Annotated in this window: 29 protein-coding genes and 2 pseudogenes; 21 read left to right on the top strand and 10 right to left on the bottom strand. The window is 69.4% G+C overall.

Going from position 1 to position 25,948, the window contains the following annotated elements:
- Positions 1-85: 85 nt before the first annotated feature.
- The 6 genes from rpe (at position 86) to E4V01_RS21700 (ending at position 6,396) form a co-directional block, all read left to right on the top strand.
- Positions 86-769: a ribulose-phosphate 3-epimerase gene (gene rpe, locus E4V01_RS21725; RefSeq protein WP_135299784.1), complete on the top strand. Its 684-nt coding sequence runs from the start codon at positions 86-88 to the stop codon at positions 767-769.
- Complete coding sequence (locus E4V01_RS21720) at positions 763-1,524, top strand: HAD-IA family hydrolase (protein ID WP_135299783.1); 762 nt, start codon at positions 763-765, stop codon at positions 1,522-1,524. Before rpe ends, E4V01_RS21720 begins: the two co-directional genes overlap by 7 nt.
- 189 nt (positions 1,525-1,713) lie before the next feature.
- On the top strand, positions 1,714-2,853 hold the full coding sequence (locus E4V01_RS21715) for an OpgC family protein (protein WP_135299782.1): 1,140 nt from the start codon (positions 1,714-1,716) through the stop codon (positions 2,851-2,853).
- The gene (locus tag E4V01_RS21710) at positions 2,772-3,758 is read left to right on the top strand and encodes a GDSL-type esterase/lipase family protein (protein WP_060768706.1); all 987 of its coding nucleotides are present in this window, start codon (positions 2,772-2,774) and stop codon (positions 3,756-3,758) included. Before E4V01_RS21715 ends, E4V01_RS21710 begins: the two co-directional genes overlap by 82 nt.
- 119 nt (positions 3,759-3,877) lie before the next feature.
- Positions 3,878-5,254 (top strand): lipopolysaccharide biosynthesis protein, encoded by a 1,377-nt coding sequence (locus tag E4V01_RS21705; RefSeq protein ID WP_135299781.1) that lies wholly within the window; start codon positions 3,878-3,880, stop codon positions 5,252-5,254.
- Positions 5,254-6,396 carry a GNAT family N-acetyltransferase gene (locus tag E4V01_RS21700; RefSeq protein WP_135299780.1) on the top strand — a complete coding sequence of 381 codons (1,143 nt, stop codon included), beginning with the start codon at positions 5,254-5,256 and terminating at the stop codon, positions 6,394-6,396. Before E4V01_RS21705 ends, E4V01_RS21700 begins: the two co-directional genes overlap by 1 nt.
- Before the next feature lie 23 nt (positions 6,397-6,419).
- On the opposite strand, the gene E4V01_RS21695 is transcribed toward E4V01_RS21700, so the two are convergent.
- Positions 6,420-6,734, bottom strand: coding sequence for a hypothetical protein (locus E4V01_RS21695; protein WP_060768703.1), 315 nt, complete (start codon positions 6,732-6,734; stop codon positions 6,420-6,422).
- Positions 6,735-6,848: 114 nt separating this feature from the next.
- On the opposite strand from E4V01_RS21695, the pseudogene E4V01_RS26730 reads away from it, so the two are divergent.
- The 3 genes and pseudogenes from E4V01_RS26730 to E4V01_RS21680 all read left to right on the top strand — a co-directional run.
- Positions 6,849-7,216: pseudogene (locus tag E4V01_RS26730) on the top strand (MBL fold metallo-hydrolase); the annotation flags it as partial.
- A gap of 436 nt (positions 7,217-7,652) precedes the next feature.
- Positions 7,653-8,399: a YebC/PmpR family DNA-binding transcriptional regulator gene (locus E4V01_RS21685; RefSeq protein ID WP_060768702.1), complete on the top strand. Its 747-nt coding sequence runs from the start codon at positions 7,653-7,655 to the stop codon at positions 8,397-8,399.
- A 178-nt stretch (positions 8,400-8,577) separates the two neighbouring features.
- Positions 8,578-9,474 (top strand): hypothetical protein, encoded by an 897-nt coding sequence (locus E4V01_RS21680; RefSeq protein WP_135299779.1) that lies wholly within the window; start codon positions 8,578-8,580, stop codon positions 9,472-9,474.
- 71 nt (positions 9,475-9,545) lie between these two features.
- On the opposite strand, the gene E4V01_RS21675 is transcribed toward E4V01_RS21680, so the two are convergent.
- Positions 9,546-10,406, bottom strand: a complete 861-nt coding sequence (locus E4V01_RS21675) for a phosphoribulokinase (protein ID WP_060768701.1) — start codon at positions 10,404-10,406, stop codon at positions 9,546-9,548.
- A 29-nt stretch (positions 10,407-10,435) separates the two neighbouring features.
- Positions 10,436-11,482, bottom strand: coding sequence for a class 1 fructose-bisphosphatase (locus E4V01_RS21670; RefSeq protein ID WP_060768700.1), 1,047 nt, complete (start codon positions 11,480-11,482; stop codon positions 10,436-10,438).
- Positions 11,483-11,688: 206 nt separating this feature from the next.
- On the opposite strand from E4V01_RS21670, the gene E4V01_RS21665 reads away from it, so the two are divergent.
- Both E4V01_RS21665 and E4V01_RS21660 read left to right on the top strand, forming a co-directional pair.
- Positions 11,689-12,678, top strand: coding sequence for a LysR family transcriptional regulator (locus tag E4V01_RS21665; RefSeq protein WP_060768699.1), 990 nt, complete (start codon positions 11,689-11,691; stop codon positions 12,676-12,678).
- Entirely contained in the window at positions 12,675-13,916 is a 1,242-nt protein-coding gene (locus E4V01_RS21660; protein WP_135299778.1) for an NAD(P)/FAD-dependent oxidoreductase, read from the top strand. The genes E4V01_RS21665 and E4V01_RS21660 overlap by 4 nt, the downstream gene beginning before the upstream one ends.
- Before the next feature lie 9 nt (positions 13,917-13,925).
- Here E4V01_RS21660 and E4V01_RS21655 read toward each other — a convergent pair whose 3' ends face one another.
- Positions 13,926-14,204, bottom strand: a complete 279-nt coding sequence (locus E4V01_RS21655; protein WP_060768697.1) for a transcriptional regulator — start codon at positions 14,202-14,204, stop codon at positions 13,926-13,928.
- 444 nt (positions 14,205-14,648) lie between these two features.
- On the opposite strand from E4V01_RS21655, the gene E4V01_RS21650 reads away from it, so the two are divergent.
- The 6 genes from E4V01_RS21650 to E4V01_RS25810 all read left to right on the top strand — a co-directional run bounded on the left by E4V01_RS21650 (position 14,649) and on the right by E4V01_RS25810 (position 17,947).
- Complete coding sequence (locus tag E4V01_RS21650) at positions 14,649-15,152, top strand: META domain-containing protein (protein WP_060768696.1); 504 nt, start codon at positions 14,649-14,651, stop codon at positions 15,150-15,152.
- Positions 15,153-15,330: 178 nt separating this feature from the next.
- Entirely contained in the window at positions 15,331-15,507 is a 177-nt protein-coding gene (locus E4V01_RS25815; RefSeq protein WP_012252670.1) for a hypothetical protein, read from the top strand.
- A gap of 356 nt (positions 15,508-15,863) precedes the next feature.
- Entirely contained in the window at positions 15,864-16,844 is a 981-nt protein-coding gene (gene cysK / locus E4V01_RS21645) for a cysteine synthase A (protein WP_082290288.1), read from the top strand.
- 91 nt (positions 16,845-16,935) lie between these two features.
- Positions 16,936-17,328: a hypothetical protein gene (locus tag E4V01_RS21640; RefSeq protein ID WP_135299777.1), complete on the top strand. Its 393-nt coding sequence runs from the start codon at positions 16,936-16,938 to the stop codon at positions 17,326-17,328.
- Positions 17,318-17,644, top strand: a complete 327-nt coding sequence (locus tag E4V01_RS21635; protein ID WP_135299797.1) for a hypothetical protein — start codon at positions 17,318-17,320, stop codon at positions 17,642-17,644. The genes E4V01_RS21640 and E4V01_RS21635 overlap by 11 nt, the downstream gene beginning before the upstream one ends.
- Positions 17,645-17,782: 138 nt before the next feature.
- Positions 17,783-17,947: a hypothetical protein gene (locus E4V01_RS25810; RefSeq protein ID WP_193763268.1), complete on the top strand. Its 165-nt coding sequence runs from the start codon at positions 17,783-17,785 to the stop codon at positions 17,945-17,947.
- Positions 17,948-17,974: 27 nt separating this feature from the next.
- On the opposite strand, the pseudogene hmpA reads toward E4V01_RS25810, so the two are convergent.
- Positions 17,975-19,219, bottom strand: a pseudogene (gene hmpA, locus E4V01_RS21630) (NO-inducible flavohemoprotein).
- A 94-nt stretch (positions 19,220-19,313) separates the two neighbouring features.
- Between hmpA and E4V01_RS21625 the strand changes: the two are divergent.
- A complete protein-coding gene (locus E4V01_RS21625; protein ID WP_135299776.1) occupies positions 19,314-19,787 on the top strand; it encodes an Rrf2 family transcriptional regulator in 474 nt (157 codons plus the stop codon).
- A 16-nt stretch (positions 19,788-19,803) separates the two neighbouring features.
- On the opposite strand, the gene E4V01_RS21620 is transcribed toward E4V01_RS21625, so the two are convergent.
- Together E4V01_RS21620 and E4V01_RS21615 are read right to left on the bottom strand one after the other, a co-directional pair.
- The gene (locus E4V01_RS21620; protein ID WP_060768691.1) at positions 19,804-21,177 is read right to left on the bottom strand and encodes a PleD family two-component system response regulator; all 1,374 of its coding nucleotides are present in this window, start codon (positions 21,175-21,177) and stop codon (positions 19,804-19,806) included.
- A 55-nt stretch (positions 21,178-21,232) separates the two neighbouring features.
- Positions 21,233-21,613, bottom strand: a complete 381-nt coding sequence (locus E4V01_RS21615) for a response regulator (protein WP_003599942.1) — start codon at positions 21,611-21,613, stop codon at positions 21,233-21,235.
- A gap of 77 nt (positions 21,614-21,690) precedes the next feature.
- Between E4V01_RS21615 and E4V01_RS21610 the strand changes: the two genes are divergently transcribed.
- Positions 21,691-21,987, top strand: coding sequence for a DUF3572 domain-containing protein (locus E4V01_RS21610; RefSeq protein WP_135299775.1), 297 nt, complete (start codon positions 21,691-21,693; stop codon positions 21,985-21,987).
- A 16-nt stretch (positions 21,988-22,003) separates the two neighbouring features.
- Here E4V01_RS21610 and ruvA read toward each other — a convergent pair whose 3' ends face one another.
- The gene (gene ruvA / locus E4V01_RS21605) at positions 22,004-22,630 is read right to left on the bottom strand and encodes a Holliday junction branch migration protein RuvA (protein WP_060768689.1); all 627 of its coding nucleotides are present in this window, start codon (positions 22,628-22,630) and stop codon (positions 22,004-22,006) included.
- A gap of 86 nt (positions 22,631-22,716) precedes the next feature.
- Here ruvA and E4V01_RS21600 point away from each other — a divergent pair, with 86 nt between their 5' ends.
- Both E4V01_RS21600 and ruvC read left to right on the top strand, forming a co-directional pair.
- Positions 22,717-23,358 carry a YceI family protein gene (locus E4V01_RS21600; protein ID WP_060768688.1) on the top strand — a complete coding sequence of 214 codons (642 nt, stop codon included), beginning with the start codon at positions 22,717-22,719 and terminating at the stop codon, positions 23,356-23,358.
- Between the two features lie 87 nt (positions 23,359-23,445).
- Positions 23,446-24,015, top strand: a complete 570-nt coding sequence (gene ruvC, locus E4V01_RS21595; protein ID WP_060772137.1) for a crossover junction endodeoxyribonuclease RuvC — start codon at positions 23,446-23,448, stop codon at positions 24,013-24,015.
- A gap of 214 nt (positions 24,016-24,229) precedes the next feature.
- Here the strand turns inward: ruvC and E4V01_RS21590 are convergent, their stop codons facing one another.
- Both E4V01_RS21590 and E4V01_RS21585 read right to left on the bottom strand, forming a co-directional pair.
- Positions 24,230-25,210 carry an NADPH:quinone oxidoreductase family protein gene (locus tag E4V01_RS21590; RefSeq protein ID WP_135299774.1) on the bottom strand — a complete coding sequence of 327 codons (981 nt, stop codon included), beginning with the start codon at positions 25,208-25,210 and terminating at the stop codon, positions 24,230-24,232.
- 115 nt (positions 25,211-25,325) lie between these two features.
- Positions 25,326-25,898 carry a YbhB/YbcL family Raf kinase inhibitor-like protein gene (locus E4V01_RS21585; RefSeq protein ID WP_135299773.1) on the bottom strand — a complete coding sequence of 191 codons (573 nt, stop codon included), beginning with the start codon at positions 25,896-25,898 and terminating at the stop codon, positions 25,326-25,328.
- Positions 25,899-25,948 lie beyond the last annotated feature (50 nt).

Below are 25,948 nucleotides of genomic sequence, written 5' to 3'. Positions count from 1 at the left end.
ACTAGATCGGTTGCAGGCCGCTTCTCCCTCCCAGGGCCGTCCGCGGTTTTCGCGGAATGGCACCGTGTTCGCTTCGAGCCGTTCCATGACCCTTCTCGCACCCTCGATCCTCGCCGCCGACTTCTCCAGGCTCGGTGAGGAGACGCGGGCGATCGCGCAAGCCGGCGCCGACTGGATCCATCTCGACGTGATGGACGGGCATTTCGTGCCCAACATCAGCTTCGGCCCGGCGGTGGTGAAGGCGCTGCGGCCGTGGACCGACAAGCTCTTCGACGTGCACCTGATGATCGCGCCGGCCGACCCCTACCTCGCCGCCTTCGCCGAGGCCGGCGCGGACGCGATCACGGTCCATGTCGAGGCGGGTCCGCACATCCACCGCTCACTCCAGACGATCCGGTCCTTGGGCAAGCGCGCGGGCGTGGCGCTCAACCCCGGCACGCCGGCCTCCGCTATCGAGCCGCTGCTCGACATGGTCGATCTCGTGCTGGTGATGACGGTCAATCCCGGCTTCGGCGGCCAGAGCTTCCTTCATTCGTCTCTGGAGACCGTTGCGCGCGTCAAGGCGATGACGGCGGGCCGCTCCATCGACATTTCGGTCGATGGCGGCATCACCCCGGAGACCGCCGGGCCCGCCGCGCAGGCCGGTGCCAACATCCTCGTCGCCGGCTCGGCCGCCTTCAAGGGCGGACCGACCCAGTACGAAAAAAACGTCGCGGCGATTCGCGAGGCGGCCCAATCGGCCACCGGGCGGGACGGCGTGCGATGCTGAAGGCGCTGATCTTCGACGTCGACGGAACGCTCGCCGAGACCGAAGACCTCCACCGCCAAGGCTTCAACCGGGCGTTTCGCGCGCTCGGCCTGCCCTGGCACTGGTCGCCGGAATTCTACGCCGAACTGCTCAAGGTGATGGGCGGCAAGGAGCGGCTCGTCCACTACATCGAGCGATACCACCCCGAGGAGGCACACGCGCTCAAGCGCCGGATGCCGGAGATCCACGATCTCAAGACGCGCCATTACGGCGCGTTGGCCGAGAGCGGCGGACTCTCGCTTCGTCCCGGCGTGCGGCGTCTGGTGGAAGAGGCGCGCGCGGACAACGTGCGGCTGGCGGTGGCGACCACCACGAGCCGGCCGAACATCGATCTCCTGCTCCGGCTCAATTTCCCGCACGACGCGCAGCCCTTCGACGTGATCGCCGCCGGCGACGAGGCGGCGCAGAAGAAGCCCGCCCCCGACATCTTCGCCCTTGCCGTCCACCGCCTCGGCATCGATCCGTCCGAAGCGATCGCTTTCGAGGATTCGGCGGCCGGCATCCGCTCGGCGCTCGCCGCCGGCCTGCCGGTTCTCGCCACCCGCAGCCGCTACACGCAGAGCCACCGGCTCGACGGCGCCTTCTCCGCCGTCTCCGATCTCGGCGAGCCGGACGCGCCGCACCAGCATCTTCAGGGTCATGCCTGGCCGGACGGCGTCGTCACCCTCGACGCCCTGCGCCAGTGGCATGCGGGACACCTGCACGGCGCGGCCTGATCCGGCCGTTCTCGCGCCCTCGTCACCGAACCACCGCTTTCCAATCCACCACGGCGCGGTCTATCAGGACGGCCGCCTTCCGCTCCGGGTCGCGGGTCCCGGAACGGCGCCGTACCGGTCGCCTCGCGCGCCGCGCGGGAGGCCGGGACCCTGCCGCTGCGACGTCACACCGCCGGACCGTGGAGCCTGATGCGCGAGCCGAACGCGATCGATTTCTGGCGCGGCTTCGCGCTGATCACGATTTTCATCAACCACATCCCCGGCAACGTCTTCGAGCGCTACACCTTCTCGCAATACGGCATCTCGGATGCCGCCGAGCTGTTCGTGTTCCTCGCCGGCTGGTCGATCGGGCTTGCCACCCGCGGGCGCGACGGCCAGCCGGAGCCGCGCCTCACCACGGTGCTGCGGCTTCTGTCGCGCACGATCGAGGTGTACCGCGCGCAACTCACCATCATGGCGCTGGCGCTGGCGATGATCGCCGGATGCGCGCTCTATCTCGACAACCCGCTCATCCTCGAATGGCACAATGCCGGCGGCTTCTTCGCCGACCCGATCCAGACCATGGTCGGCGTCGTGCTGCTCACGCACCAACTCGGCTTCTTCAACATCCTGCCGCTCTACGTGGTGCTGATCGCCATTGCCCCGGCCGTGGTGTTGATCGGCCGGGTGAGCCGACTCCTGCTGCTGGCGCTCTCGCTGTCGCTCTACGGGGCGAGCCTCGTCTTCGAGTGGAACTTCCCCTCCTGGCCCGGCGAGGGCGATTGGTTCTTCGATCCGCTCTGCTGGCAATTGCTGCTGGTGCTCGGCTTCCTGTCGAACGAGGCGACGCGGGGATCGGAGCGGCTGCAGCGCCTCTGGCTGCGGCTGATGCCGCTCGGCGTCGTCATCGTCACCGTCGGCGTCGTGCTCGCAGTGCTCGAATTGCGGCCCGATCCGATGCTCGCGCCGGAGCCGCGCCTCGTCTTCACCTTCGACAAGACCTATCTCTCGCCCGCCCGGCTGATCCATTTCTGCGGGATGGTGCTGGCCTTCCAGGGTGTCTACGCTCTCATCGCACCGCGCGTCGGGCGCCTTGCCCGCTTTCTGTCGGGTTTGGGGCGCAACTCGCTCGCGGTCTTCTCGATGGGATCGCTGTTGAGCCTCGCCGGACAGTTCGTGCGCTTCCAAACCGGCGGCGGTATCTTCGTTGACATTTCGGTCGTAGGCTTCGGCCTGATCGCACTGGGTTTCACCGCATGGTTCGTCGAATGGCGTTCCCGCAGACCGCGGCCGACGCGCAAGGCACCCGACGCCGCCTCGCCCGCCGACTCGCCGTCCTCCTCGGCCTGAGTCTCGCCTCGCCCGCCTTCGGCGAGACCTCGGGCGCCGCACCAATGCCGGCTGCACCGTCGACCGCGACGGTCGAGGCACTCGACCTGAGCCTGTCACCCGAATGCCGGGTGCCGGGCTCGAAGCTCTACACCCTGGCGCGGCTCAAGGCGGTCAAGGCCGCGCTCAAGGAGAAGCGGCCGATCCACGTCCTCTCCATCGGCTCCTCCTCGGCGGGGCTCGGCGCCTCCGCGAGCTATCCGGTGAAGCTGGAAAACGCCCTGGAGCAGGCGCTGCCCGACGTTCAGGTCGAGGTCGAGGCCCGCGGTCTGCCCGGCGAGGTCGCGAGCGGGGCGGGCGAGCGGCTGCGCTCCATGGTCGCCGAGATGGAGCCGGACCTCGTCGTCTGGCAGGTCGGCACCAACGATGCTCTGGCCCGCGTCGATATCGAGGCCTTCGGCGAGGCGCTCGACGAATCGGTGCAATGGGTGAAATCCCACGGCATCGACATCGTGCTCATCGACCCCGTCTTCACCGAGAGTCTGGCCGACGACGCCTATTACACCCAGATGGTGCGCACCGTGCAGGACGTCGCCCGCCGCGAGGCGGTGCCGCTGGTCCACCGCTACGCCGCAATGCGCTTCCTCTCGACCCAGCGCACCACCGAGGCGCACATGCTGGGCCGCCATTTCCGGCTCAACGATCTCGGCCTGCGCTGCATGGCCGAGCATGCCACGCGGGCGATCACCCTGTCGCTGCTCCAGCCGGATGCGGCCAAGGATGCGGCCAAGGATGCGGGCAAGATCGATCCGAATAAGACGGACGCGGTGAAGGCGGACCACGCCACGTCCGAAACCACGAAGCCCGATCCGGCCCAGACCGGAACGCCGGGCTCCGGACCAAGCCCGGCACCGAAGCAGCCGTAGGGCCGGCAGCGGACGTTTTATGAGGCACTCTTAACCCGCTCGAAATGCCGCGCTTCCTAGGCTGATCGCCGAGCGTGCCGGCCACACCCGCGCCCGGCGCCCTTTCGGATGGCGCGCCCATGGCAGCGGACAAGGTGATCGCGGGCGGCCTCCCAACCTCCTTTCTCGATACCCTCCTCGTGCGGGCTCGGGCCCTGCGCGCCACGGCCGCCGTCTCGGCGCTCGGCGTGTTCGCGGTCCGCATCGGCGCGGCCGGGTTCGCCTACGGGGCGCAGGTCCTGATGGCGCGCATGATGGGCGGCGCGGAATACGGGATCTTCGCCACGATCTGGGTCTGGATCGCCATCCTCGGCCACACCGCGACCTTCGGCCTGTCCCAGGGCGCCTGCCGCTTCCTGCCCGCCGATCAGGCGACGGGCCGGCTCGACAGCGTGCGCGGCTTCCTGTTCGGCGGAGCGCTCGTGAGCCTCGGCGGGGGGCTCGCCCTGTCGCTCGGCGGCCTCGCCGTGGCCTTCCCGCAAGGCGGCCTGCTCGCCGGCACCTACGGAACGCCGATCCTCGTCGCGGCCGTCGTCGTGCCGCTCTTCGCCTTCCAGGACTATCTCGAGGGCGTGGCCCGCAGCCAGGGCTGGCCGCTGCTCGCCATCGCGCCGCCCTACCTGCTGCGCCAAGCTCTCATCATGCTCGCGATGATCGGCGCCGTGCTCGCGGGCGCGCCGGCCGAGGCCTGGGTCGCCATCGCCTGCACGCTGGCGGCGACCGGCCTCGCGGCGGCGGTTCAGGCCGGGCTCCTGCTTGCGCGTCTGCGCCGCCACCTGCCGGCCGGCCCGCGCCGCTACCGTTGGCGGCTTTGGCTGACCGCTTGCCTGCCGATCGCGGCAGGCGACCTTGCCGCGAGCGCCTTCGGCTTCGTCGATGTCGTGATCCTCGGCTTCCTCGCAGCCCCGGAGGCCGTCGGCCTCTACTTTGCCGCCACCCGCATCCAGCAATTCGTGGCCTTCGTGCATTACGCGGCCTCCGCCACGACCGCCCAGCGCCTCGCCGCCGCCCGCGCGCGCGGCGACGAGGCCGGCCTTGCGCATCTCGTGCGCATGCAGGCGCGCTGGACCTTCCTGGCGACGGCGGGCGTCGGTCTCGCCATCGTCGCGGTGTCGCCGCTGCTGCTCGGCCTGTTCGGCGAAGGGTTTCGCGCCAGCCTTCCGGTTCTGGCGATCCTCGTCGCCGGCAGCGTCGCGGCGAGCCTGTTCGGCCCGGCCGAGGACGTGCTGACCATGCTCGGCGGCGAGCGGCTCTGCGCCGGAGTCACCCTGGCGATGCTGGTCCTCGCCGCAGGACTCTGCCTTGCCCTGGTGCCCTGGCTCGGTGTCGTCGGCGCGGCCATCGCGGTGGCGCTGGCGACCACGCTGCGCGGGCTCATTCTGGCGCTCGGCGCCCGGTCCCTTCACGGTCTCTCGACGCCGGTCGTCGGATTTCCCCAGCGGAGTGCCGCCCGGTGATGCGCGCCCCTTCCCTCTCCGGATCGTCGCGGGCGGCCGCCGAGCCCGTTGCCGCGCTCGCTGCCGAGGCGTCGGCCTGGGACGCGCTGGCGGTCCGAGCCGTCCCCGCGCATCCGTTCTACGCGCGGGCGGTCGTCGCGGCCCATTGCGATCATGGCCTGTGCCATCCCCGCCTCTCGGCGGTGGTCGTCCGTGACGGGGGGGCGATCACCGCCCTGCTGCCCTTCACCCTGCGCCCCGACATCGCCGGGCTCGGCGCCGCGATCGCGCAGCCCTTCCTCTCGCCCTACGTGACGGCGAGCGCACCCCTCGTCGCCGACGGTCCCGACCTGGAGGAGCGGCTCGACGCCCTGGTGGAAGGCCTGGCACTCGCCTCCGGCGGCCGGCCCTGGCGCTGGCCGCTGCTCGCGACCGAGACCCGCCTCGGCCTCGGGCTGCTCGCCGCCATGGAGCGGGCCGGCTGGCAGACCGGCACCGTCGCGCATTTCGAGCGCCCGATCCTCGATCGGCGGACCGATTACGAGGCCTTCCTCGCCGGCCACCCGCACAAGAGCCGCCTCAAGGACCTGCGCCGCCGCCGCCGCCGCTTGGAGGAGGCCGGGACGCTCACCGTCGAGACCCCGACCGAGGGGGCGGCGCTGGAACGGGCGCTGGACGATTTCCTCACCCTCGAAGCGGCCGGCTGGAAGGGCGAGGCCGGCACGGCCCTGCGCAGCCGCCCGCGGACGGAAGCCTTCGCCCGCGCGCTGTTCCGGCCGGACGGTGGTCCCGTCACCGTCCGGGCCGACCTGCTGCGCCTCGACGGGCGCACGGTCGCGGCGAGCCTCGCCCTGGTCTCGGGTGGAACCGCCCATCTCCTCAAGACCGCCTACGACGAGACCCTGCGCGCCCAGGCCCCCGGCCTCGTGCTGGAGGACGCCATTGTGCGTGCCCTTCATGCGGAGGGCTTCGCCGCGCGGCTCGACTCGGCGACGATGCCGGGATCGGCGCTGGAAAGCCTCTACCCCGAGCGCGAGACCATCGCCGAGATCATTGCCCAGCCGCCGGGTGCCGGCCTGATCTCCCTGGAACGGCGCCTGCGCCTCGCCCGGTTCGAGCATCGTGCGAGGGCCGAAGCCAAGTGCCTGCTGCGGCGGGGCTGACGCGGCGGCGTCACCGGGCCGATTCAGCGCCCGGAGTTCTCGCCGTTGTTGCGCTGGACGCAGCGATAGCCGGCGAAGCAGTACGGATTGTCGAGGGTCGGCTCGAAGGCGGGCCGTGCCGTCACCTCGTTGCGGCAATCGCCGCTGTCGAGATGCACCGCCTCGTAGGCGTTCGGGCTTGTGGCAAGCACGACACGGCGCTGCCGCGCCACCAGGGCCTGCACCGTCCCGCAGGTGAGCGATGGGGTGAAGGGCCGCTCCTGGGCCGAGGCCGCCGTGCCGGCGAGGCCGACGACGCCGAGACAGAGGGCGTGGAGGAGAGAGAGCGTGCGCTGCATCGTCGTGGGGCCTGCCCGAGCCGGGGGGAAGAGCCTCGGGGCGATCCCGGATTCTGTACCCTGAACCGCGCTCGCGCCATACCGGTTCTCGGCGCCTGCGGCCGGCGGTGGTGATACACGACCATGCCCGATTGGGCGGCAGCCTTCGATGCGCCGGTCTACCTCCACGCCCGCGACCGCGAATGGGTGATGCGCCCCGACGACCGCGTGGTGTTCTGGGAGGAGGATGAGCGCGCGCTCGCCCCCGGTCTGACCCTGCTGCGCCTCGGCGGCCACTTCCCCGGCGGCTCCGTGCTGCACTGGCGGGACGGGGCGGAGGGGCGCGGCGCGCTGCTCGCGGGCGACATCGTGCAGGTGGGCGCGGACCTGAAGACCGTCTCCTCCTGTGGAGCGACCCGAACTGGCTGCCGCTCTCCGGCGGCACCGTCGTCAGCTGCTCGGCGGCGCGCTACCGGGATCTCTTGGCGCAGGATCAGCCCTGACGTCTTCCCCGGCGCCGCCCCTGGCGGGTCTGGGGAACAGCGTCGCGCCGGCCAGCGCACCGATGAGGGCGGCGAGGCCGAAGCGCCACCGCTTGCCCTGTGTGCCGGCCGTACCCGTTTCGGTCGTCGGCATCGGATCGCCTCATGCAAGACCGTGAGGAAGGATCGGGTCTTCGCCCACGACCTCTATCACTCCCGCGGCGAACCCGGCCACCGATGCCAGCGCGAAAGAGCGGCGTGCCGGGGGGCGGATGGCCCGCGACGGATCGGGCGCCCGGCCGCGAAGACGATCGAACCCGAGCCGTCACCGCCCCGCGTTGCCTCGGAGTGGTCGCGCAGCCTATAAGCGGAGCCCCCGACACATCCCGCGCGGCGTCGAGGATCCTTCTTGCGTGAAGGAGCCCTCCGCCCGCACGAACGAGAAGACGATCCCGCCATGGCCGGGCATTCCCAGTTCAAGAACATCATGCACCGCAAGGGCCGCGTCGATGCGGTCCGCTCGAAGGTGTTCAGCAAGCTCGCCCGCGAAATCACGGTGGCGGCCAAGCTCGGCACGCCCGATCCCTCGATGAACCCGCGCCTGCGCGCCGCTATCCTCGCGGCCCGGGCGGAAAACATGCCGAAGGACAACATCGAGCGCGCCGTCAAGAAGGCCGTGGGCGGGGACGGCGAGAACTACGAGGAGATCCGCTACGAGGGCTACGGCCCCGGCGGCGCCGCTCTGATCGTCGAGGCGCAGACCGACAACCGTAACCGCACCGCCTCCGACGTGCGCTCGGCCTTCACCAAGTCCGGCGGCAGCCTCGCCGAGACCGGCGCCGTCGCCTTCATGTTCGACCGCGTCGGCGTCATCGCCTTTGCGCCGGACGTGGCCGACGCCGACACGATGCTGGAGGCTGCCATCGAGGCCGGCGCCGACGACGTGCGCTCGGATGGCGAGGGCCACGAAGTCATCTGCGCTCAGGACGCCTACGGCGACGTGTCGAAGGCGCTGGAAGGCCGCTTTGGCGAGCCGCGCCGGACCGGCCTGATCTGGAAGGCGCAGAACACCATCGACGTCGATGACGAGACCGGTGAGAAGCTGATCCGCCTCGTCGAGGTGATCGAGGATCAGGACGACGTGCAGAACGTCTACGTCAACTTCGCCCTGTCCGACGCGCTGGTGGAGAAGATGGGCGCGTAGGCCGACGCCTGCGCGCCGTTCCGACGGCGCGTCTCTCCGGTGGCGGCGAGGCGATGCCCGGCCGCCGAACCAATCTGCCGATTTGTCGCGCGGAACGTCGAGGTCCGTGCGCTATATGCCCTGCGGGGTCGGCGTTGAGCCGGCAATCGATGATGCGCAGGGCTTCCCTTCTCGACCGATGCAGGACCGCCCGCTCATCCTCGGTATCCACGGCCTCGCCAACAAGCCGCCTAAGGAAGAGAAGCAGGCGTGGTGGGCCGAAGCGATCCGCGAGGGTCTCCGGCGCAACCTCGGCGCGGATCCCCGGAACCTCTCCTTCGATTTCGTCTACTGGGCCGACCTGCGCTACGACGTGCCGCTCTCCGAGGACAGCAACCGGGAGCCCTACTACCCTGCGCGGGGGAGGGGACCGTTTCCGAGCGCCGACGGCGTCTGCGTCCCGACCCTGACCGACCGGCTCTACCGCATCGTCGAATGGGCGCAGGAGAAGACCGGACGCCTCGTCCTCGACGATTTCATCATCGAGCACCGGCTCGACGATCTGTGGGGCTACTACGAGGACGCCGCCTTCCGCGAGGCCGCGCGCAACCGCTTGCGGGCGGCGCTGGTGGGTCATGCCGGCCGGCCGCTGCTGCTCGCCGCCCATTCCATGGGCTCGCTGATCGCCTACGACGTGCTGCGGCAGCTCGAACGCGACGGGCGCTGCCCGCGGATCGACCACTTCGTCACCCTGGGCGCGCCCCTGGGCTTGGCCGAGATCAAGCATCGCCTCGCCGCGGAGCACGGGGCCTTGCGCGTGCCCTACGCCGTGGCCCGCTGGAGCAATCTCGGCGACCGCGAGGACGTGGCGACCGTCGGCACGACGCTGGCCGAGGCCTATGCCCCGAACCTGGCGGGCGTGGGCGTGATCGATCGTCCCGTCCTCAACACCTATCGGCGCCCGCGCGGCAGCGTGAACCACCACAAATCCTACGGCTACCTGCGCACCCCGGAATTCTCTGAAGTTGTCGCGGCGTTTCTCGACAGAGAGGAGGCGGCGGCCTCCGTCGAGATGTCGGATGCCGGAAGCGCCTGAGGGGCGTGCGACGCGGCACGATCCTCGCCGTCATCGCGAGCGGTCGGCGCTCCGAGGGTGACGGACGAGGCTTACGCCAGCCGCCGCCGCCGCTCCACGAGTTGCATGATGATCGGCGTCAGGATGAGCTGCATCGCCAGATCGAGCTTGCCCCCGGGGATGACGATGGAGTTGGCCCGGCTCATGAAACTGTCGTGGATCATCGAGACGAGATACGAGAAATCGATCCCCTTCGGATCCTTGAAGCGGATGACCACCATCGATTCGTCGGCGGTTGGAATCCAGCGGGCGATGAAGGGGTTCGAGGTGTCCACCGTCGGCACCCGCTGGAAGTTGATGTCGGTCCACGAAAATTGCGGGCAGATGGTCTGCACGTAGTCCGGCATCCGGCGCAGGATCACGTCGGTGACGGCCTCGGTCGAGTAGCCGCGGGTCGAGCGGTCCCGGTGCAGCTTCTGAATCCATTCGAGGTTGATGACCGGCACCACCCCGATCTTGAGGTCGGGATAGCGGGCGAGATCGACGTTCTGATCGACCACGCAGCCGTGCAGGCCCTCATAGAACAGCAGGTCCGAGCCGGGCTGGAACGGCTCCCAGGGCGTGAAGGCGCCGATGGGCACGCCGTAGCGCGCGGAATCCGCCTCGTCGTGGGCGTAGTGCCGGGTGCGGCCGGTGCCGGATTCGCTGTAGCTCCGGAACACCTCCTCCAGCTCGGGCAGGAGGTTGGCGCGGGGCGCGAAATGGCTCAGCGTCGGCTCGCGCGCCATCATCGCCCGCATGGTGTCGCGGTCGTGCGCGTGGAAGCCGTCGCCCTCGATGTAGACGGCGCTGACATCCTCCCGACGGAAGATCTGCTCGAAGGTGTTGCGGACCGAGGTGGTCCCGGCGCCCGAGGAGCCGGTGACCGAGATGATGGGATGACGCGCCGACATGGGCTTGCTGATGTGAGGACGCTGACGCTCTAGCTGCGCATCAGGCCGCGCTGGCCGAACAGGGGGGAGCGGCCGGCACTGGGCTGGCGGCCGTCATAGTACTTGGCCACGCACTCGACCTCCTCGGTGGAGCCGAACACCAGGGGCGAGCGCTCGTGGATCTTGGTGGCCACCCGGTCGAGGATGCGGCCCTGGCCGTCGGTGGCGGCGCCGCCCGCCTGTTCGATCAGGAAGGCGATGGGGGCGGTCTCGTACAAGAGGCGCAGGCGGCCCTGCGCGTAGCCCTTCCGGTTGTCACCCGGATACAGGAACACGCCGCCACGGATCAGGACGCGCTGCGCATCCGCCACCAGGGCGGCGGTCCAGCGCATGTTGAAGTCGCGGTCGCGCGGGCCTTCCGTGCCGCGCAGGCAATCCTCGATGAACGACTTCACCGGCCCGTCCCAGTGGCGGACGTTCGAGGCGTTGATCGCGTACTCGTTGGCGGAGGGCACGATCTTCATCGCGTCGTGGGTGAGGCGGAAGACCTTGTCCGTCCGGTCGAGGGTGAAGATGCGGGTGCCGTTTCCGAGCGTGACCACGAAGGTCGTAGCCGGGCCGTAGACGACGAAGCCGGCGGCGGTCTGTGTGGTGCCGGGGGTCAGGAACGAGGCATTGGGATCCTCGCCCTGCGTCACCGGGCGGATGCCGAAGATGGTGCCGACCACCATGCCGACGCCGATATTGGACGAGCCGTCGAGCGGGTCGATCGCGACGGCCAGCGGCGCATCGGCCTTCAGCGTCACCACATCCTCGGCTTCCTCCGAGGCGACCTGCGCCACGGGAGCCTCTTCGAGGGCCTGCATGAACCGCTTGTGGGCGATCACGTCGAGCGCCTTCTGCACGTCGCCGTCGCTGTTGTGTTCGCCCTGGGCGGCGAGATCGCCGGCCAGCGACCCACGTCCCACGGTCTCGCTCACGTCGATCGCGGCGGCGGCCAGCGCCCGGATCGTGGCGGCGGTGTCGGCCAGCGAGGGATCCCGCGCGACTTCGGCGTCGAGATGATCGTCGAGGGATGACCCGTAGGGCTTCGTCATCGTTCTGAGGCTCGCTCCCGTCGAAGCCGCGCTTAACATAAGGTCCTGCGCGGCGTTCTTATCGGCCATGCGCGCGCGAAGGCGTGCAGGTCCATCTCACGCCATGATACGCTGTGGCGAGGCGGCAGCGCCAGACGGCACGAGACGGCTGTCGAAAGATTTCTAAAAAAACTTGTGGTGCCCCGCAAAAAAACTAAAACCGGGGCATGCGCAATCTCTCGCTCAAGCAGCTTCAGGCGGTCGCCGCGGTCGCACGGCTCGGCACCATGACGCGGGCCGCGCAAGAGCTCAACGTCACCTCCGCCGCGCTCTACGCACGCATCCGCCAGCTCGAGGAGGAGGCGGGCCTTCTCCTGTTCGACCGCACGCCGACCGGCCTCAAACCGACCGATGCGGGCCGCGAGATGCTGTGGGCGATCAACAGCATCAACACCGTGCTGGAAACCTGCACCGACCGCCTGCGCACCCTGAAGGGCGGCGGCGGCGGCCGGGTCGGCCTCGGGGTCGTTTCCACGGCGAAGTATTTCGCGCCGCTCGTCATCGCCGGCTTCATGGAGAGCCATCCGAAGGTCGAGATTTCGCTCACCGTCGGCAACCGCCAGGACACGATCGAGGCGCTGCGCAACTACGACATCGATTTCGCGATCATGGGCCGCCCGCCGCGGGACTTCGCCATCGAGGCGGAGACGTTCGGCCCCCATCCCCTGGTGCTGATCGCCGCGCCCGACCACCCGATGGCGGGGCGGCGCGGCCTGACGCGGGCGGATCTGGCCGAGGAATCCTTCCTCGTCCGCGAGGAGGGCTCGGGCACCCGCTCGGTCTTCGAGGAATTCATGAACGGCGTGATGATCCGCCGGGCCAAGCTCGGGATCGATTCCGGCTCGAACGAGACGCTGAAGCAGGCGGTGATGGCGGGCCTCGGCATCGCGCTCCTGTCCGGTCACTCGGTGGCGGCGGAGGTGGCGAGCGGGCGCCTCGTCCTCCTCGACGTAGAGGGCCTGCCGATCCGGCGCGACTGGTACGTCGTGCGCCGCGCCGACAAGGTGCTCGGTCCGGCCTCCGATGCGTTCTGGGACTATCTCGCGCAGGAGGGGCGCCGCTTCCTGCCGAGCATTCCCGGCGATTTCTTCCCGGAGGAGCCGGCTGCCGCGCCGCCGCTCAAGGCGGTCCGCAGCCCGGCCGAGGCGGGCGAGTGAGTGTGCCGATGGAGACGATCGTCATCGCCGGGGCGGGGCAGGCCGGCTTCCAGGCCGCCGCCTCGCTGCGGGAGGCGGGGTTTTCCGGCAGCCTGAGCCTGATCGGCGAGGAGGCCGCGCTCCCCTATCAGCGCCCGCCGCTGTCGAAGGCTTATCTCGCCGGCAAGACCGATGACCGCGGCCTGCTGCTGCGGCAGGAGAGCTTTTTCGCCGAGCACCGTATCGAGCACCGGCCCGGGATACGGGTGACGGCGATCGACCGCGCCGGGCGCAGCGTCCGGCTCTCGGACGGCGAGGATCTGTCTTACGACCATCTCATCCTGGCGACGGGCACCCGCAACCGGGCGCTGCCGGTGCCGGGGGCCGATCTCGCAGGCGTGCACCAGCTTCGCTCCCTCGACGAAGCCGATGCGCTTCGTGCGGCGATCGGGGGCATCCACCGGATCGTCGTGGTGGGTGCAGGCTTCATCGGCCTCGAATTCGCGGCGGTCTGCGCCGCCCGCGGTCTCTCCGTCACGGTGATCGAGGCGGCCGAGCGCGTCATGGCGCGGGCGGTCTCGCCCGAGACCTCAGCGGCGTTCCGCAGCTTCCACGAGGAGGCCGGCGTCACGTTCCTGTTCGGGGCGGGTGTCACTGCCATCGAGGGGGAGGGGGGACGGGTTGCGGCCGTCCGCACCGACGACGGGAAAAGCCTGCCCGCCGACCTCGTGCTTGTCGGCATCGGCGTGGTGCCGAACCAGGAACTCGCGGCGGAGGCCGGGCTCGCCGTGCGCGACGGCATCGAGATCGATGCCTTCCTGGCAACGAGCGATCCGGCGATCTCGGCGATCGGCGATTGCGTGCGCTTCCCCAGCCGTTTCGCGTCCGGAATGCCCGGTGGCGACCGGGTGCGGATCGAATCGGTGCAGAACGCGGTCGATCAGGCCCGCTGTCTCGCCGCGCGGCTCACCGGCCGGCCCGCGGCCTACGACGCGGTGCCGTGGTTCTGGAGCGATCAGGGGCCACGCAAGCTCCAGATCGCCGGTCTCGCCGCACCGACTGACGCGAGCGTCCTGCGCCGTGCCGGCGCCGGCTTCTCGGTGTTCCGCTTCCGCGATGATGCGCTCAGCGCCGTCGAATCGGTGGATCGGCCCGCCGACCATATGGCGGCCCGCCGCCTGCTGGCCGCGGGCAAGGCGCTGACGCCGGGGCAGGCTGCCGATCCGGGCTTCGACCTCAAGGCCCTGGCGACGGGTTGAGGCTCTGCCTCAGCGATCGTTCTCGGTGGTGAGCTGATCGAGCCGCGTGCCCTCGTCGCCGCCCCGCTGCTGCTCGGACAGCCGCACGCCCGGTGTCGCACCATTGGTAAAGACGACACCGCCCTGCATCAGGGCGCTGCGCAAAGCCTCGACCTGGCCCGAAGCGGGATCGCCCGTGCCGGCCTCGAACCCCTTGATGAAGCCTTCGTCCAGCCCCGAACGGCGGGCGAGATCCGCCTCGGACCAACCGAGCAGGCCGCGGGCACCCCGGCACTGGGCCGCATTCATCGTATTGGGCAAGGCTCCGCTCGACACACCTTCATCCGATCCCGTCAAACCGCTCTCCTCGATCCTTGGCAGATACCACCCCGCGCCACGGGGCACGGGATGGTTCAACGGTCCGACGGGCCGGTTCGTTTCGGCGAAGCTTGTGAGAAACGGCGTTTCGCCCACTCCGACGACTCGCCGGGCGAGGATTCCTGCCGCACAAGGTTCGCGGCGCGTCGAAACGGACGGGATCGGCGCTGAACCGGGTCTCGGGCCGGTCTTGACCATAATTGTGCTTGAATCTGTGCCGATTCCCCCTAGCGCCCAGGACCGGCTGCCGACAGGGAGCGCGGCCCGAAGGATACGGAGCAAGCGCCGGCTCGGCCCAATCATCGGGCGAAGAGCCGAGCCGCTGGCCAAGTGGGGCTCCGGGGTGAAGCAGTCGAGCAGACAGGGGGCTGAACGATGAACAGGATGCTGACCGCCGCGCTGGCCTGCGCGGTTGCCGCGGGCGCGCTCGCGGCCGTGCCGGCTGCGGCGCAAATGGGCATGGGCGGCAATCCGTCCGGTTTCGGCGCGGGCAAGCAGCCCGATAAGAAGCCGCAATACGTCCCCGGCGCGAAGCCGACGGAGAAGATGTTCCCTCTCGGCTCGATGTGGACCGCCGTCAGCATGAACGGCAAGCCGTTCACCGGTGCCGACCGCCCGAGCTTCATCATCGACGCGCAGTACCGCGCTCGCGGCTATGGCGGCTGCAACACCTTCACCGCCACCGCCTTCCCCCTGCGCGAACAGCACCTCGCCGTCGGTCCCTTGGCGCTCACCAAGAAGACCTGCGACAAGGCGCTGGCGGCCACCGAGCAGGCCTTCCTCGTCGCCCTGCGCACGGCGGGCAAGTGGGACCTCGACGGTTCGCAACTCGTGATCCGCAGCCAGAACGGCGAGCTGCGGTTTGATCGGGCCCTGTAGGCGCCCCATTCTCGAACAGCGCGCCGGTTCCTCGGACGCGCCGGCGCGCGATCGTTTTAAGTCCCCGTTGACGACGATTCGCGGACGGGCGCCCGGATTCACCCTCCGTCAGTCTCCCACGCCGCTTCCTCGCTCTCCCCGGTCGCGCTCCGCGCGGCCGCTCAGGCGGAGAGACGGAATGCGGATCGGCCGGGTTCACCAGCGCGTCGTCCCGAAGGTGCGGCCGGCGGCTTCCCACGCGGCGCGTTACGACTTCGTCCGCGCTCATCACGAGGGTGCGGCGACCCTGGCCGCCCTCGCCACCAGTTCGGGAATCGGCATCCTGATCCTCGCCACCCGCTTCCTCGTCGCCTGACCCGCGATCTCGGACCGTAACCGGTGCATCGATTCGGAGTGATCAGGATGACAATACTGTCGTCCGGCGGCGAAAAAGGAAAATAAAATTCTCCGCTAAAGCTCAGCCTTGCGCAGTCCGTGTAAAGACTGGTATCCGCCCGGCGTGAAGCTCGACGGAGCTTGCGAAATCGGCTACGCGTCGCCGCAGCGGACCACGCTTCGGCGGGAGCGCTAAGTTTCTGGTTTCGCATCGGCTTTGTCCCCCTGGCGGTCGTCTTCCTTCGGGCCGATGTGAAAGCCTTTCGTGTTGGCGCGCGCTCCTGCACCGGGCCGGTGGCCGTTGCGGCGCGGGAGCGCTCAGGGAGCGGACAGACGATGACAGACACCTCGACTCCGGACACCGTGCGCAAGCCCGGACACGGCCGCGTCTACGGCTCGATCACCGAGACCATCGGCAACACCCCGCTCGTGCGCCTCAACCGGCTCACCAAGGAGCGGGGCGTCGATGCCGAAATCCTGCTCAAGCTCGAATTCTTCAACCCGATCTCGAGCGTGAAGGACCGCATCGGCGTCAACATGATCGACGCGCTGGAAGCCTCCGGCCGGCTCAAGCCCGGCGGCACGCTGGTCGAGCCGACCTCGGGCAATACCGGCATCGCGCTGGCCTTCGTCGCCGCCGCCCGCGGCTACCGCCTGATCCTGGTCATGCCGGAGACGATGTCGGTGGAGCGGCGCAAGATGCTCGCCTTCCTCGGCGCGCAGCTCGAACTGACGCCGGGCGCGCAGGGCATGAAGGGCGCGATCGGTCGCGCCGAGGAGCTGCTGCGCGAGATCGATGGCGCGGTGATGCCGCAGCAATTCTCGAACCCGGCCAACCCGGAGATCCACCGCAAGACGACGGCGGAAGAGATCTGGAACGACACGCAGGGCCAGCTCGACGCCTTCGTGGCGGGTGTCGGCACCGGCGGCACGGTGACCGGCGTCGGCGAGGTGCTCAAGCCGCGCCTGCCCGGCCTCAAGGTGTTCGCGGTGGAGCCGGTGGACAGCCCCGTGATCTCCGGCGGCCAGCCCGGCCCGCACAAGATCCAGGGTATCGGCGCAGGCTTCATCCCCGACAACCTGCACACCGACATCCTCGACGGCGTGCTCAAGGTGTCGAACCAGCAGGCGATCGACACCGCCCGCGACCTCGCCAAGTTCGAGGGCATCCCCGGCGGCATCTCGACCGGCGGCAACGTCGCGGCGGCGTTGGAACTGGCGGGCCGCCCCGAGTTCCAGGGCAAGCGCATCGTCACCATCGCCTGCTCGTTCGCCGAGCGCTACATCTCCTCAGTGCTCTTCGAAGGCATCGGCTAACACGCGTCGCGCGGTGCGGGTCTGCGACGGACCCGCACCGCAACTCCTCCGGTCCCGGATTGTTGTCCCGGTCAGATCAGGAGGACGAAGAATGACGGAGACTTCCCCCGACCGGCCGTCGCTGAGGGCGTTCGACGCCTATGCGGATCGCAACGGCCAGGATTTCGGCACCGATTCGCCCCTCGATATGGGCGTCCCCTCGCGGACCCAGGCGGACCTGAAGAGCAATCCCGACGGGACGGCCGAGACCGCGCGCATCGCCTCCGGCACGGAGCGCCAGGGCCAGGACGCGGTGGACCAGACCGAGGCCGAGACGCCCGCGGAGAATCTGCGCCGGATCTCCGATCCGTCTTCCCGTTCCGAGCCCGACGCGACGGCGCAGGAGGCGATCGAGCGCGCCACCGCCGCCGTTGGCCAGGAAGAGCCGCCGCGTCATGGCAAGCATCTTGGCGAGCATGATGGGGGCGGCCGTGATGGGAAATGAGAACCGGCCCGACGAAGACCTGAGCAACACCGGCACCCGCAAGCCCGACGAGGCGGTCGGCTCGCCCGGCCCCCATCCGGCGGGCGGCGGCCACCAGACCTCCGAGCAGGCGGCGATCACCGGGCAGGGGGGCGGCGGGCGCTCCGATGCCGAGCGGCACGGTGAATGGGGCGAAAGCGCGGAAGGGGCCGCGGCCGGACGCACGCCGCCCGCGATCGGCGGTTCGTCCGGCGGCCATTCCGACCGCAAGGCCTCGGCCGGCCCGCGTGAGGGGGAGCCCGTCGCGGGCGAGCCCGACCGGGCCAAGAACGCCTGAGCCGCCCCGGCCCCGATTCCCAGAGCATTGTCCTGGATCTCAGATCCAGGACAATGCTCTGGGTTCCTGTCTTTGCATCATCTTTTTCCGAAAGCCGGCAACCGCCTTGCGGGACGATGCTCCAAAGGGAACGCGACGATGGACAAGCAGAACGGCGACGACCGCGAGACGGATCGGGAGCACCGGGACGGGCACAAGCCCGCCAACAGCGCCCCCGACGCGGTCAAGGATCCCAACGAGAAGACCGACGGCAAGCCCGGTGTGCCGGCACAGGGCGACGAGACCGATCCGGGGGCGGGTTGACCGCGCCTCCGGCGTGGCCTTGCCGGCTCAGGCAGCCTGCCGGGGCGCCTCGTCCAACAACTCGTCGGCGGGGCCGAAGAACTCGAACCGGACCCGCTCCGCCGGGACGCCGGCGCGGGTCAGCCCGTTGGCCAGGGCGGCCAGGAAGGGCTTGGGTCCGCACAGGTAGTAGGTCGCACGCTCCGAGGGCGTGTTCGAAACGAGCTACTCGGCGGTGATCAGCCCCTCGCGGTCGAAATCTTCGCCGGGCCGGTCCTGCGGCTCCGGCTCCGCGTAGACGATGTGGGCCGACAGGGTCGCTCGGTTCGCAACAAGGCCGCGCACATGCTCGCGCATCGCGTGGACCCGCCCGTTCAGGGCACCGTGGACGAACCAAGCCGGGCGTTCGGGCGTCTCCGCGGCGATGCTCTCCAGCATGCTGACCATCGGCGTCAGGCCGACGCCGCCGCTGACCAGAACCACCGGTTCGGCGCTCTCCCGGTCGAGGAAGAAGTCGCCGGCGGGTGCTGCGACCTTCAGCACGGTTCCGGCCTTCGCGTCCGCGTGCAGCCAGTTCGAGACGAGTCCGGCCGGATGCGCCGTTGCAGCCTCGCGCTTGACGGTGATGCGGTAGGCGCGATCGTTCGGTGCGCAGGAGATCGAGTAGTTCCGCTTCAGCACGCCTCGGCCCGGCAGGTCGACGCGGAAGCCGAGATACTGCCCCGGCTCGTGGCGCAGCACGGCGCCGCCGTCAGTCGGGACCAGCACGAACGAGCGGATCGTCTCGCTTTCCGGGGTGACGCTCTCGACCACGAAGTCGCGCCAGCCATTCCATCCACCGGCCTTGGTCGCCTGATCCCGGTAGATCGTCGCCTCCCGGCCGATGAGCAGCTCCGCCAGGAACCAGTACGCCTCGCCCCAGGCGGTGAGAATCTCAGGGGTGGCCGCCTCGCCGAGCACATCACGGATCGCCGCGAGCAGGGCGTCGGCGACGTGCGGATAATGCTCCGGCAGGATGTTGAGCGCGACATGCTTCTGGGCGATGCGCTCTACCGCGCTCGTCAACACGCCGAGGTTGTCGATGTTGCGGGCATAGGCCAGAACGGCGAGGGCGAGGGCCTTGGGTTGCGAGCCGGTTTCGCCGTGGTGCGACTGGTTGAAGAGGTCGCGGATCTCCGCGTTCTCGAACAGGCGCGCGTACATGCGCCGGGTGATGGCGAGCCCGTGCGTTTCGAGAGCCGGAACCGTGGCTTTGACGGTGGCGACGGTTTGGGGCGAGAGCGGTGCGGGCATTGTCGGATCCAAAGATTCATTCGACATGAATCTTTTGTCGCAGCTCTCTAAAAGATGCAACTGAAATGTACCTTATAGGTCGTTCGGACCCGCCATGCGCCTGACCCGCTACACCGACTACGCCCTGCGGACCCTGATCTATGTCGGCCTGCGCGAGCCGAAGCAGAGTTCGATCGCGGAGATCGCGCGCGCCTATGGGATCTCGGAAAGCCACCTCACCAAGGTGGTGCATCAACTCGGCCGGCTCGGGCTGATTCAGACGATTCGGGGGCGGGGCGGGGGCCTGCGCCTCGCCAAGCCACCGAAGGAAATCGTCATCGGTGCCGTCGTCCGCCAGACGGAGGACGATCTCGCCCTGGTCGAGTGCTTTTCCTCAGGGTCTTGCGCCATCACCGCGCCCTGCCGCCTGCGGCGGGCACTCGGTGAGGCGCTGGCAGCCTTCCTGGCGGTTCTCGACCGCTACACCCTCGCCGACCTCTTGGGCGGCGCGGAGGGCGACGAGATCGCGCGGCTGCTCGGCCTGTCCCCACCCGCCACCGTCCCGGCGGAGGTGCCGGCTCCCGAGTGAGGCTGGCCGGGATCCCCTACGCGGCCGCCGCCTCGACCCGGTTCCGGCCGAAGGACTTGGCGCGGTAAAGCGCGGTGTCGGCGCGCTTGAGCAGGTCGGCCGGCCCCGTATCGCTCGCACGTCGCACGGAGACGCCGACCGAGACGGTCACGCCGATGTCGCGCGTCCCGCCCTCGATGGCGAAGGGGGTCGCCTCGATCCGTTCGCGGATGCGCTCGGCGATGGCGCGGGCATCGGGCAGTTCGGCGCCGGGCACCACCATCACGATCTCCTCGCCGCCGTAGCGGGCGAGGATATCCATCGGCCGCACATACTGGCGGATGCGCTCGGCGAAGGCGCGCAGCACCTCGTCGCCGGCCTCGTGGCCGTAGGTGTCGTTGATCAGCTTGAAGCGGTCGATGTCGAGGAGCAGGCAGGCGAGGCCCTTCTGATGCAAGGCCGCCTCACCGAAGACCGGCCCGAGATGGCGGTCGAGGTAGCGCCGGTTGTGCAGGCCGGTCAGGTCGTCGGTGATCGCGAGTTCCATCGAGGCCTGGAGCGCCCCGCGCAGCGTCTCGGAGAAGCGCCGCCGCCGCACCTGCGTGCGCACCCGCGCGATCAGCTCGTTGCGGTCGACCGGGCGCAGCAGGTAGTCGTTGACGCCGAATTCGAGGCCGCGGGTGATGCGCGTTTTCTCGTGCATCTCGCCGACCATGATCAGCGCCATGCTGCGGGTCCGCTCCAGCGAGCGGAGCTGGCCGCACAGGCGCAGCCCGTCGAAGCCTTCGAGATCGAGGCTCACCAGGGCGAGATCGAAGCCTCCCTCGGGCGCCCGCACCAGGGCGCGGTGCGGGTCGGTCTCCACGGTGACCTGATGGTGTTCGGAGAGCGCCGTGCCGATGCGGTCGATGGCGCTCGCCCGGTCCTCCACGAGGAGAATGCGCGCACCCTCGCCGGTATCGGCCGCGGCGAGAACCAGGGGGTCGGGGCCGCCGATCTCGCGCGTCTCCAGGGCGCGCGAGCGCAGTTCGTCCGTCACCGCCTTCAGCCGTACGAGGCTGCGCACCCGCGTCATCAGCGCGGTGTCGTCGATGGGCTTGGTCAAGAAGTCGTCGGCGCCCGCATCCAGGCCCCGCAGCCGGTCGGCGGGCTGATCGAGGGCGGTGACGATCACCACCGGCAGGTGGGCGGTGGCGGGATTGGCCTTGAGCCGGCGGCAGACCTCGAAGCCGTCCATGCCCGGCATCATCACGTCGAGGAGAACGACGTCGCATTCGCCCTTCTCGCAAATGGCCAGGGCGTCTGGCCCATTCATCGCCACGACCACGTCGAAATACTCGAGAGACAGTTTCGTCTCGAGCAGCCGGACGTTGGGGTAGAGATCATCCACGATCAGGACGCGAGCGGACATCGTTCCTCCGAGGCGCGGCCTTCAGGACCGCGACGGCATTCAGTCCGAAGAGGTCTCAGGGAGCGCCGTCATCGCCAATGTACCGACGGACCGTTGCCAAAAACTTCGCAACCGAGATCGGTTTGGACAAATATGCCTCGCATCCGCCTTCACGAATGCGTTCCTCGTCGCCCTTCATTGCAAAAGCGGTGATGGCGATCACGGGAATGTTACGTAGGTCGTCATCGTCCTTGAGCCATTTTGTCACCTCCAGGCCCGAGACTTCGGGAAGCTGGATATCCATGAGGATCAAGTCTGGGTGGTGCGCGCGCGCGAGTTCAATCGCCTCGATACCGTTGGCGGTTTTGAGGGTCGCGTAGCCATGCGCCTCCAGAAGATCGTTGAAGAGCTTCATGTTCAGCTCGTTGTCTTCAACGATGAGAACGGTTTTCTTCATGACCTGCTCCGGCGCGGTCGCGATGGCGTTCCAACCCGTGGCCCGGCCCTCTTACTCTCTTAAACTGCTACTCGTTGATGAAACGCAAACTTGATCATAGTGATGGCCCGAGCGAGCGTCTCGCGGTCGAGGTGCTCGGATGGCTCGCCGCCGACGAGGACCGGCTGTTCCGGTTCATCGCCGCGAGCGGCCTGGAGCCCGGAACGCTGCGCGAGAGCCTGCACGATCCGGGCTTTCTCGGCGCCGTGCTCGACCACGTCATGAGCGACGAACCGTCGCTCCTCGCCTGCGCCGCGGCGCTGGAGGTGAAGCCGGAGCGGATCGCCTCCGCCTGGCAGCGCCTGCAGCCGCCGCCTTTCGACGAGGGCGGTTGAGGCGGTTCGGTCTATCCTATCGGGCCAGTTCCCGCAGCCCGAGCCGGATCAGGGTCTTGGCCTCCACCGTCCCGGCCTCCTCGCCGAGGCCCTTCAGGGCGGCGGCGATGGCGGCCGAGGCCTGAATCTGGGCATAGCCGAGGTTGACCAGGGCCGAGATCGCGTCCGCGACCGGTTGCGGCGCGGTCCTGTCCTCGACGGCGCCGGTCAGGGCGATGAGCGCCGGATCGATGGGACTGAAGGCGGGCGCCTTGTCCTTCAGCTCGGCGACGAGACGGGCTGCGAGCCGCGGGCCGACACCGGGGGCGCGGGCGACGGCACCCTTGTCGCCGGTGGCGATGGCGGTGGCGAGCTGTGCCGGCTCCAGCACCGAGAGCACGCCGAGCGCCACGCGGGTGCCGACCCCCTGCACGGTCTGGAGCAGGCGGAACCACTCCCGCTCGGCATCGACGCGGAAACCGTAGAGGCGGATCATGTCCTCACGCACATGCGTCTCGATGGCCAGATCCGTCGCCTCGCCGGGCTTCGGCAGACGCTGCAGAGTGCGAGCAGAGCAGTGGACGACGTAGCCGACGCCGTTCACGTCGAGGATGACGAAATCCTCTCCGTAGGAATCGACGATTCCCTTGAGCTTGCCGATCATGTGAACCGTCGATCCTCGAAGGGTCCGTTGCCGCGCTTGGCCTAAGGCCATATCCGTCGTGGCGGCACAACCGACAAGGTGACCGCATGAAGCGCACGCTCGCCCTCGCCGCCCTCCTGCTGGCGGGTTTCGCATTCGCCGCGCCCGGCGGTTCCCAGGCGCAGGAGGCCGCCAAGGGAACGGCACCCGCCCTGACCAAGGATCCGGGGCAGGTGAAGGCCGGGCGCTACCGGCTCGATCCGGCGCATGGGAAGATCACGTGGTCGATCAACCATCTCGGCTTCTCGACCTATTACGGCCAGTTCACGGAGGTGTCGGGCGACCTCGTTCTCGATCCCGCCGCGCCGGCCAAGAGCAGTCTCTCCGTCAAGATCGGCACCGGCAGCGCCAACGGGCTCAACGACAAGCTCAACGCGCACCTCAAGCAGCCGGATTTCCTCGACGTCGGGACGTTTCCCGAGGCGACTTTCGTCAGCACGTCGGTCGAGCCGACGAGCCCGACGACGGCGCGCGTCAACGGCACCCTGACCCTGCGCGGCGTCTCGAAGCCGGTCTCGTTCGACGCCACCTTCAACCAGGCGGGCGTCAACCCGGTCGATAAGATCTATTCGGTCGGCTTCGACGGCTGGACGGTGATCAAGCGCTCCGAGTTCGGCGTGAACGCCTTCCTGCCGCTGCTGGGCGACGAGGTGTCCCTCCGGTTGGAGGGTGAGTTCAAGCTTCAGTAAGCCGCGAAAGCGGGCCGCGGGTTTGCGGCAACGCTTCGTTCACGATATGTGCCGTACCGGATCGATGCTCTGAAGGAGGCCGAGGCCATGACCACGGACGTCCGCATCCTCGGCATCGATCCCGGCCTGCGCCGCACCGGCTGGGGCCTGATCATGGCGCGCGGCAGCAAGCTGTCCTACCTCGCCTGCGGCGTCGTCACCTCGGACGGCGACCTGCCGCTGGCGTTGCGCCTGCGCGAACTGCACGAAGGTCTGACCCGCATCGTGACGACCTACACGCCCGACGAGGTCTCGGTGGAGGAGACCTTCGTCAACAAGGACGCGCAGGCGACGCTCAAGCTCGGCCATGCCCGCGCCGTGGCGCTGCTGGTGCCGGCGCTGGCCGGGCTGCCGGTGGCGGAATACGCCGCCAACCTCGTGAAGAAGACCGTGGCCGGGAACGGCCATGCGGAGAAGGTGCAGATCCAGGCGATGGTGAAGTTCCTACTGCCGAAGGCGGAGTTCAAGCTCGCCGACGCAGCGGACGCGCTGGCGATCGCCATCACCCATGCCAGCCACCGCGGCGCGATCGCCCTCGACCGCCGCCACCCCGTGGCCGCGGGCGGCGGACCGGGCGCGGCGCGGATCGCCGCGGCGCTGGCACGGCTCGACCGGTAGGATCGATCGGCCGCGATACTGCGGTTCATCGCCGACGGGTCTGCGTGACGGGGGGCGGCCCTCCCGAACGCGGAAAAAGACGGCCATTGGCCGGCTTCCGGACAGTTTGGGAATTGCACCGCCGGACCGCCGGTGTGGTGGTCCACCGTACCACCCCACCGAGGGATCAAACACCGAGCGGGCCTGCCCCGAATGCTCCTGGCCGAGCTTGCCTCTAGCCTTTGAGGTCGAGCAACACCTTGCCGACTGCCTCGCGGCGGACGAGCACCCCGAGCGCCTCCGCGTAGGCGTCGAGCGGATAGACGCCGTGCACCTTCACGGTGAGTTTGCCCTCCGCTGCCCAGGCGAGCAGCCTGGCTTGGTTGGCCGCATGCGCCTCCGGCTCGCGCTCGACGAAGGCACCCCAATGCACGCCCTGGACGTCGATGCCCTTGAGCATGATGACGTTGAGGGGGAACTTCGGGATCTCGCCTGCGGCGAAACCGATCACGAGGAAGCGCCCCTTCCAGCCCAGCGCGCGCATGGCCGGCTCGGCCAGATCACCGCCGACCGCGTCGTAGACCACGTCGATTCCGCGCTCGCCCGCGAGGCGCCGCAATTCCTCGCGCAGGTTGTTCGCCTTGTAGTCGACGAGGTCGTCGGCGCCGTGGGCGCGGGCGGTCTCGAGCTTTTCAGGCGAGGAGGCGCAGGCGATGACGCGCGCCCCGAGCAGCTTTCCGAGTTCGACCGCCGCGAGCCCGACGCCGCCCGAGGCGCCGAGGACGACGAGCGTTTCGCCCGGCCGGATGCCGGCGCGATCCCGGAGCGCGTGGAGCGTGGTGCCGTAGGTGATCGAGAGCCCGGCGGCGGCGGCGTCGGACACGGCATCCGGCACCCGCGCGAGGCGCTTGACCGGAACCGCGATCCGCTCGCGGGCGGTGCCGTGGCTGAGATGGACCATCACCCGGTCGCCGACGGAGAAGCCCTCTGCGCCAGGGCCCAAAGCCTCGATCACGCCGCAGGCCTCGCCGCCGGGGGAGAACGGCAGTTCGGGCTTCACCTGATAGCGGCCGGCGATGATGAGCGTATCGAAGAAGTTCAGCGCCGCGACCCGCACCCGCACCAGCGCCTCGCCGGGGCCCGCCACCGGATCGGGCAGGTTCTCGATGGCGAGATCCTCCGGCCCACCGAGCCGGCTGCACACCAGGGCCTTCATTCCGTGCCGTCTCCCTCACATCGCCGGTCGTCCCGCATCATCGCCCCCGACGAGCGGGAGCGGTGCCGCGTTCGACGACGGTCATGCCCGCTCGTTCGCGGTGAGCGCAAGATGCTCACGCCCGCTCGTAGGTTCCTGTCAGCAGACCCTTGGCGATCACGTTGTCTCGAAGCGCGTCGAGCAGGGCGCCGCGGCCCGGCGAGCCGGGCAGGGTCGCGGGGCGGGCCAGCGCGAAGACCTGGAACAGGTAGTGGTGCGGCCCGTGACCGGTCGGCGGGTCCGGCGGCAGCCACCGATCCTTCTGGAAGGAGTTGCGGCCCAGATCATGCCGGGCGCCGTCACCGGCCGGGCTCGCGAAGTCGCCTTCGACGAAGCTCCGGTCCTCGGGGCCCAGGTTCCAGGCGATGAGGTGGACGAAGGGGTGGGGGGAGGGCGCGTCCGGATCCTCCACGAACAGGACGAGCGCCGCGGTCCCGTCCGGCACGCCGGCGACGGCGAGCGGCGGCGAGAGCCCTTCGCCGTCCGCAGTGTAGCGGGCGGGGATCGGGGTGGTGTCGGCGAAGGCCGCGCTCGTCACGCGGAGCGTGGCGGGGGCCTCGGCCGCCACCGTGTGGAAGGCGGCCTTCTCCGCGCCGGCCCTGAGGCCGGAGAGAGCCTGACCGACGGCATGCGGCAGCTTTTCGAGCATGGTTCGAGGATCTCCGTTCTGCCCGGGAGATCCCTCAACGAACACCCGCC

The sequence above is a fragment of the Methylorubrum sp. Q1 genome, assembly GCF_004683995.1.
Lineage (GTDB): Bacteria > Pseudomonadota > Alphaproteobacteria > Rhizobiales > Beijerinckiaceae > Methylobacterium.
This window is presented reverse-complemented; position numbering and strand designations above follow the sequence as displayed.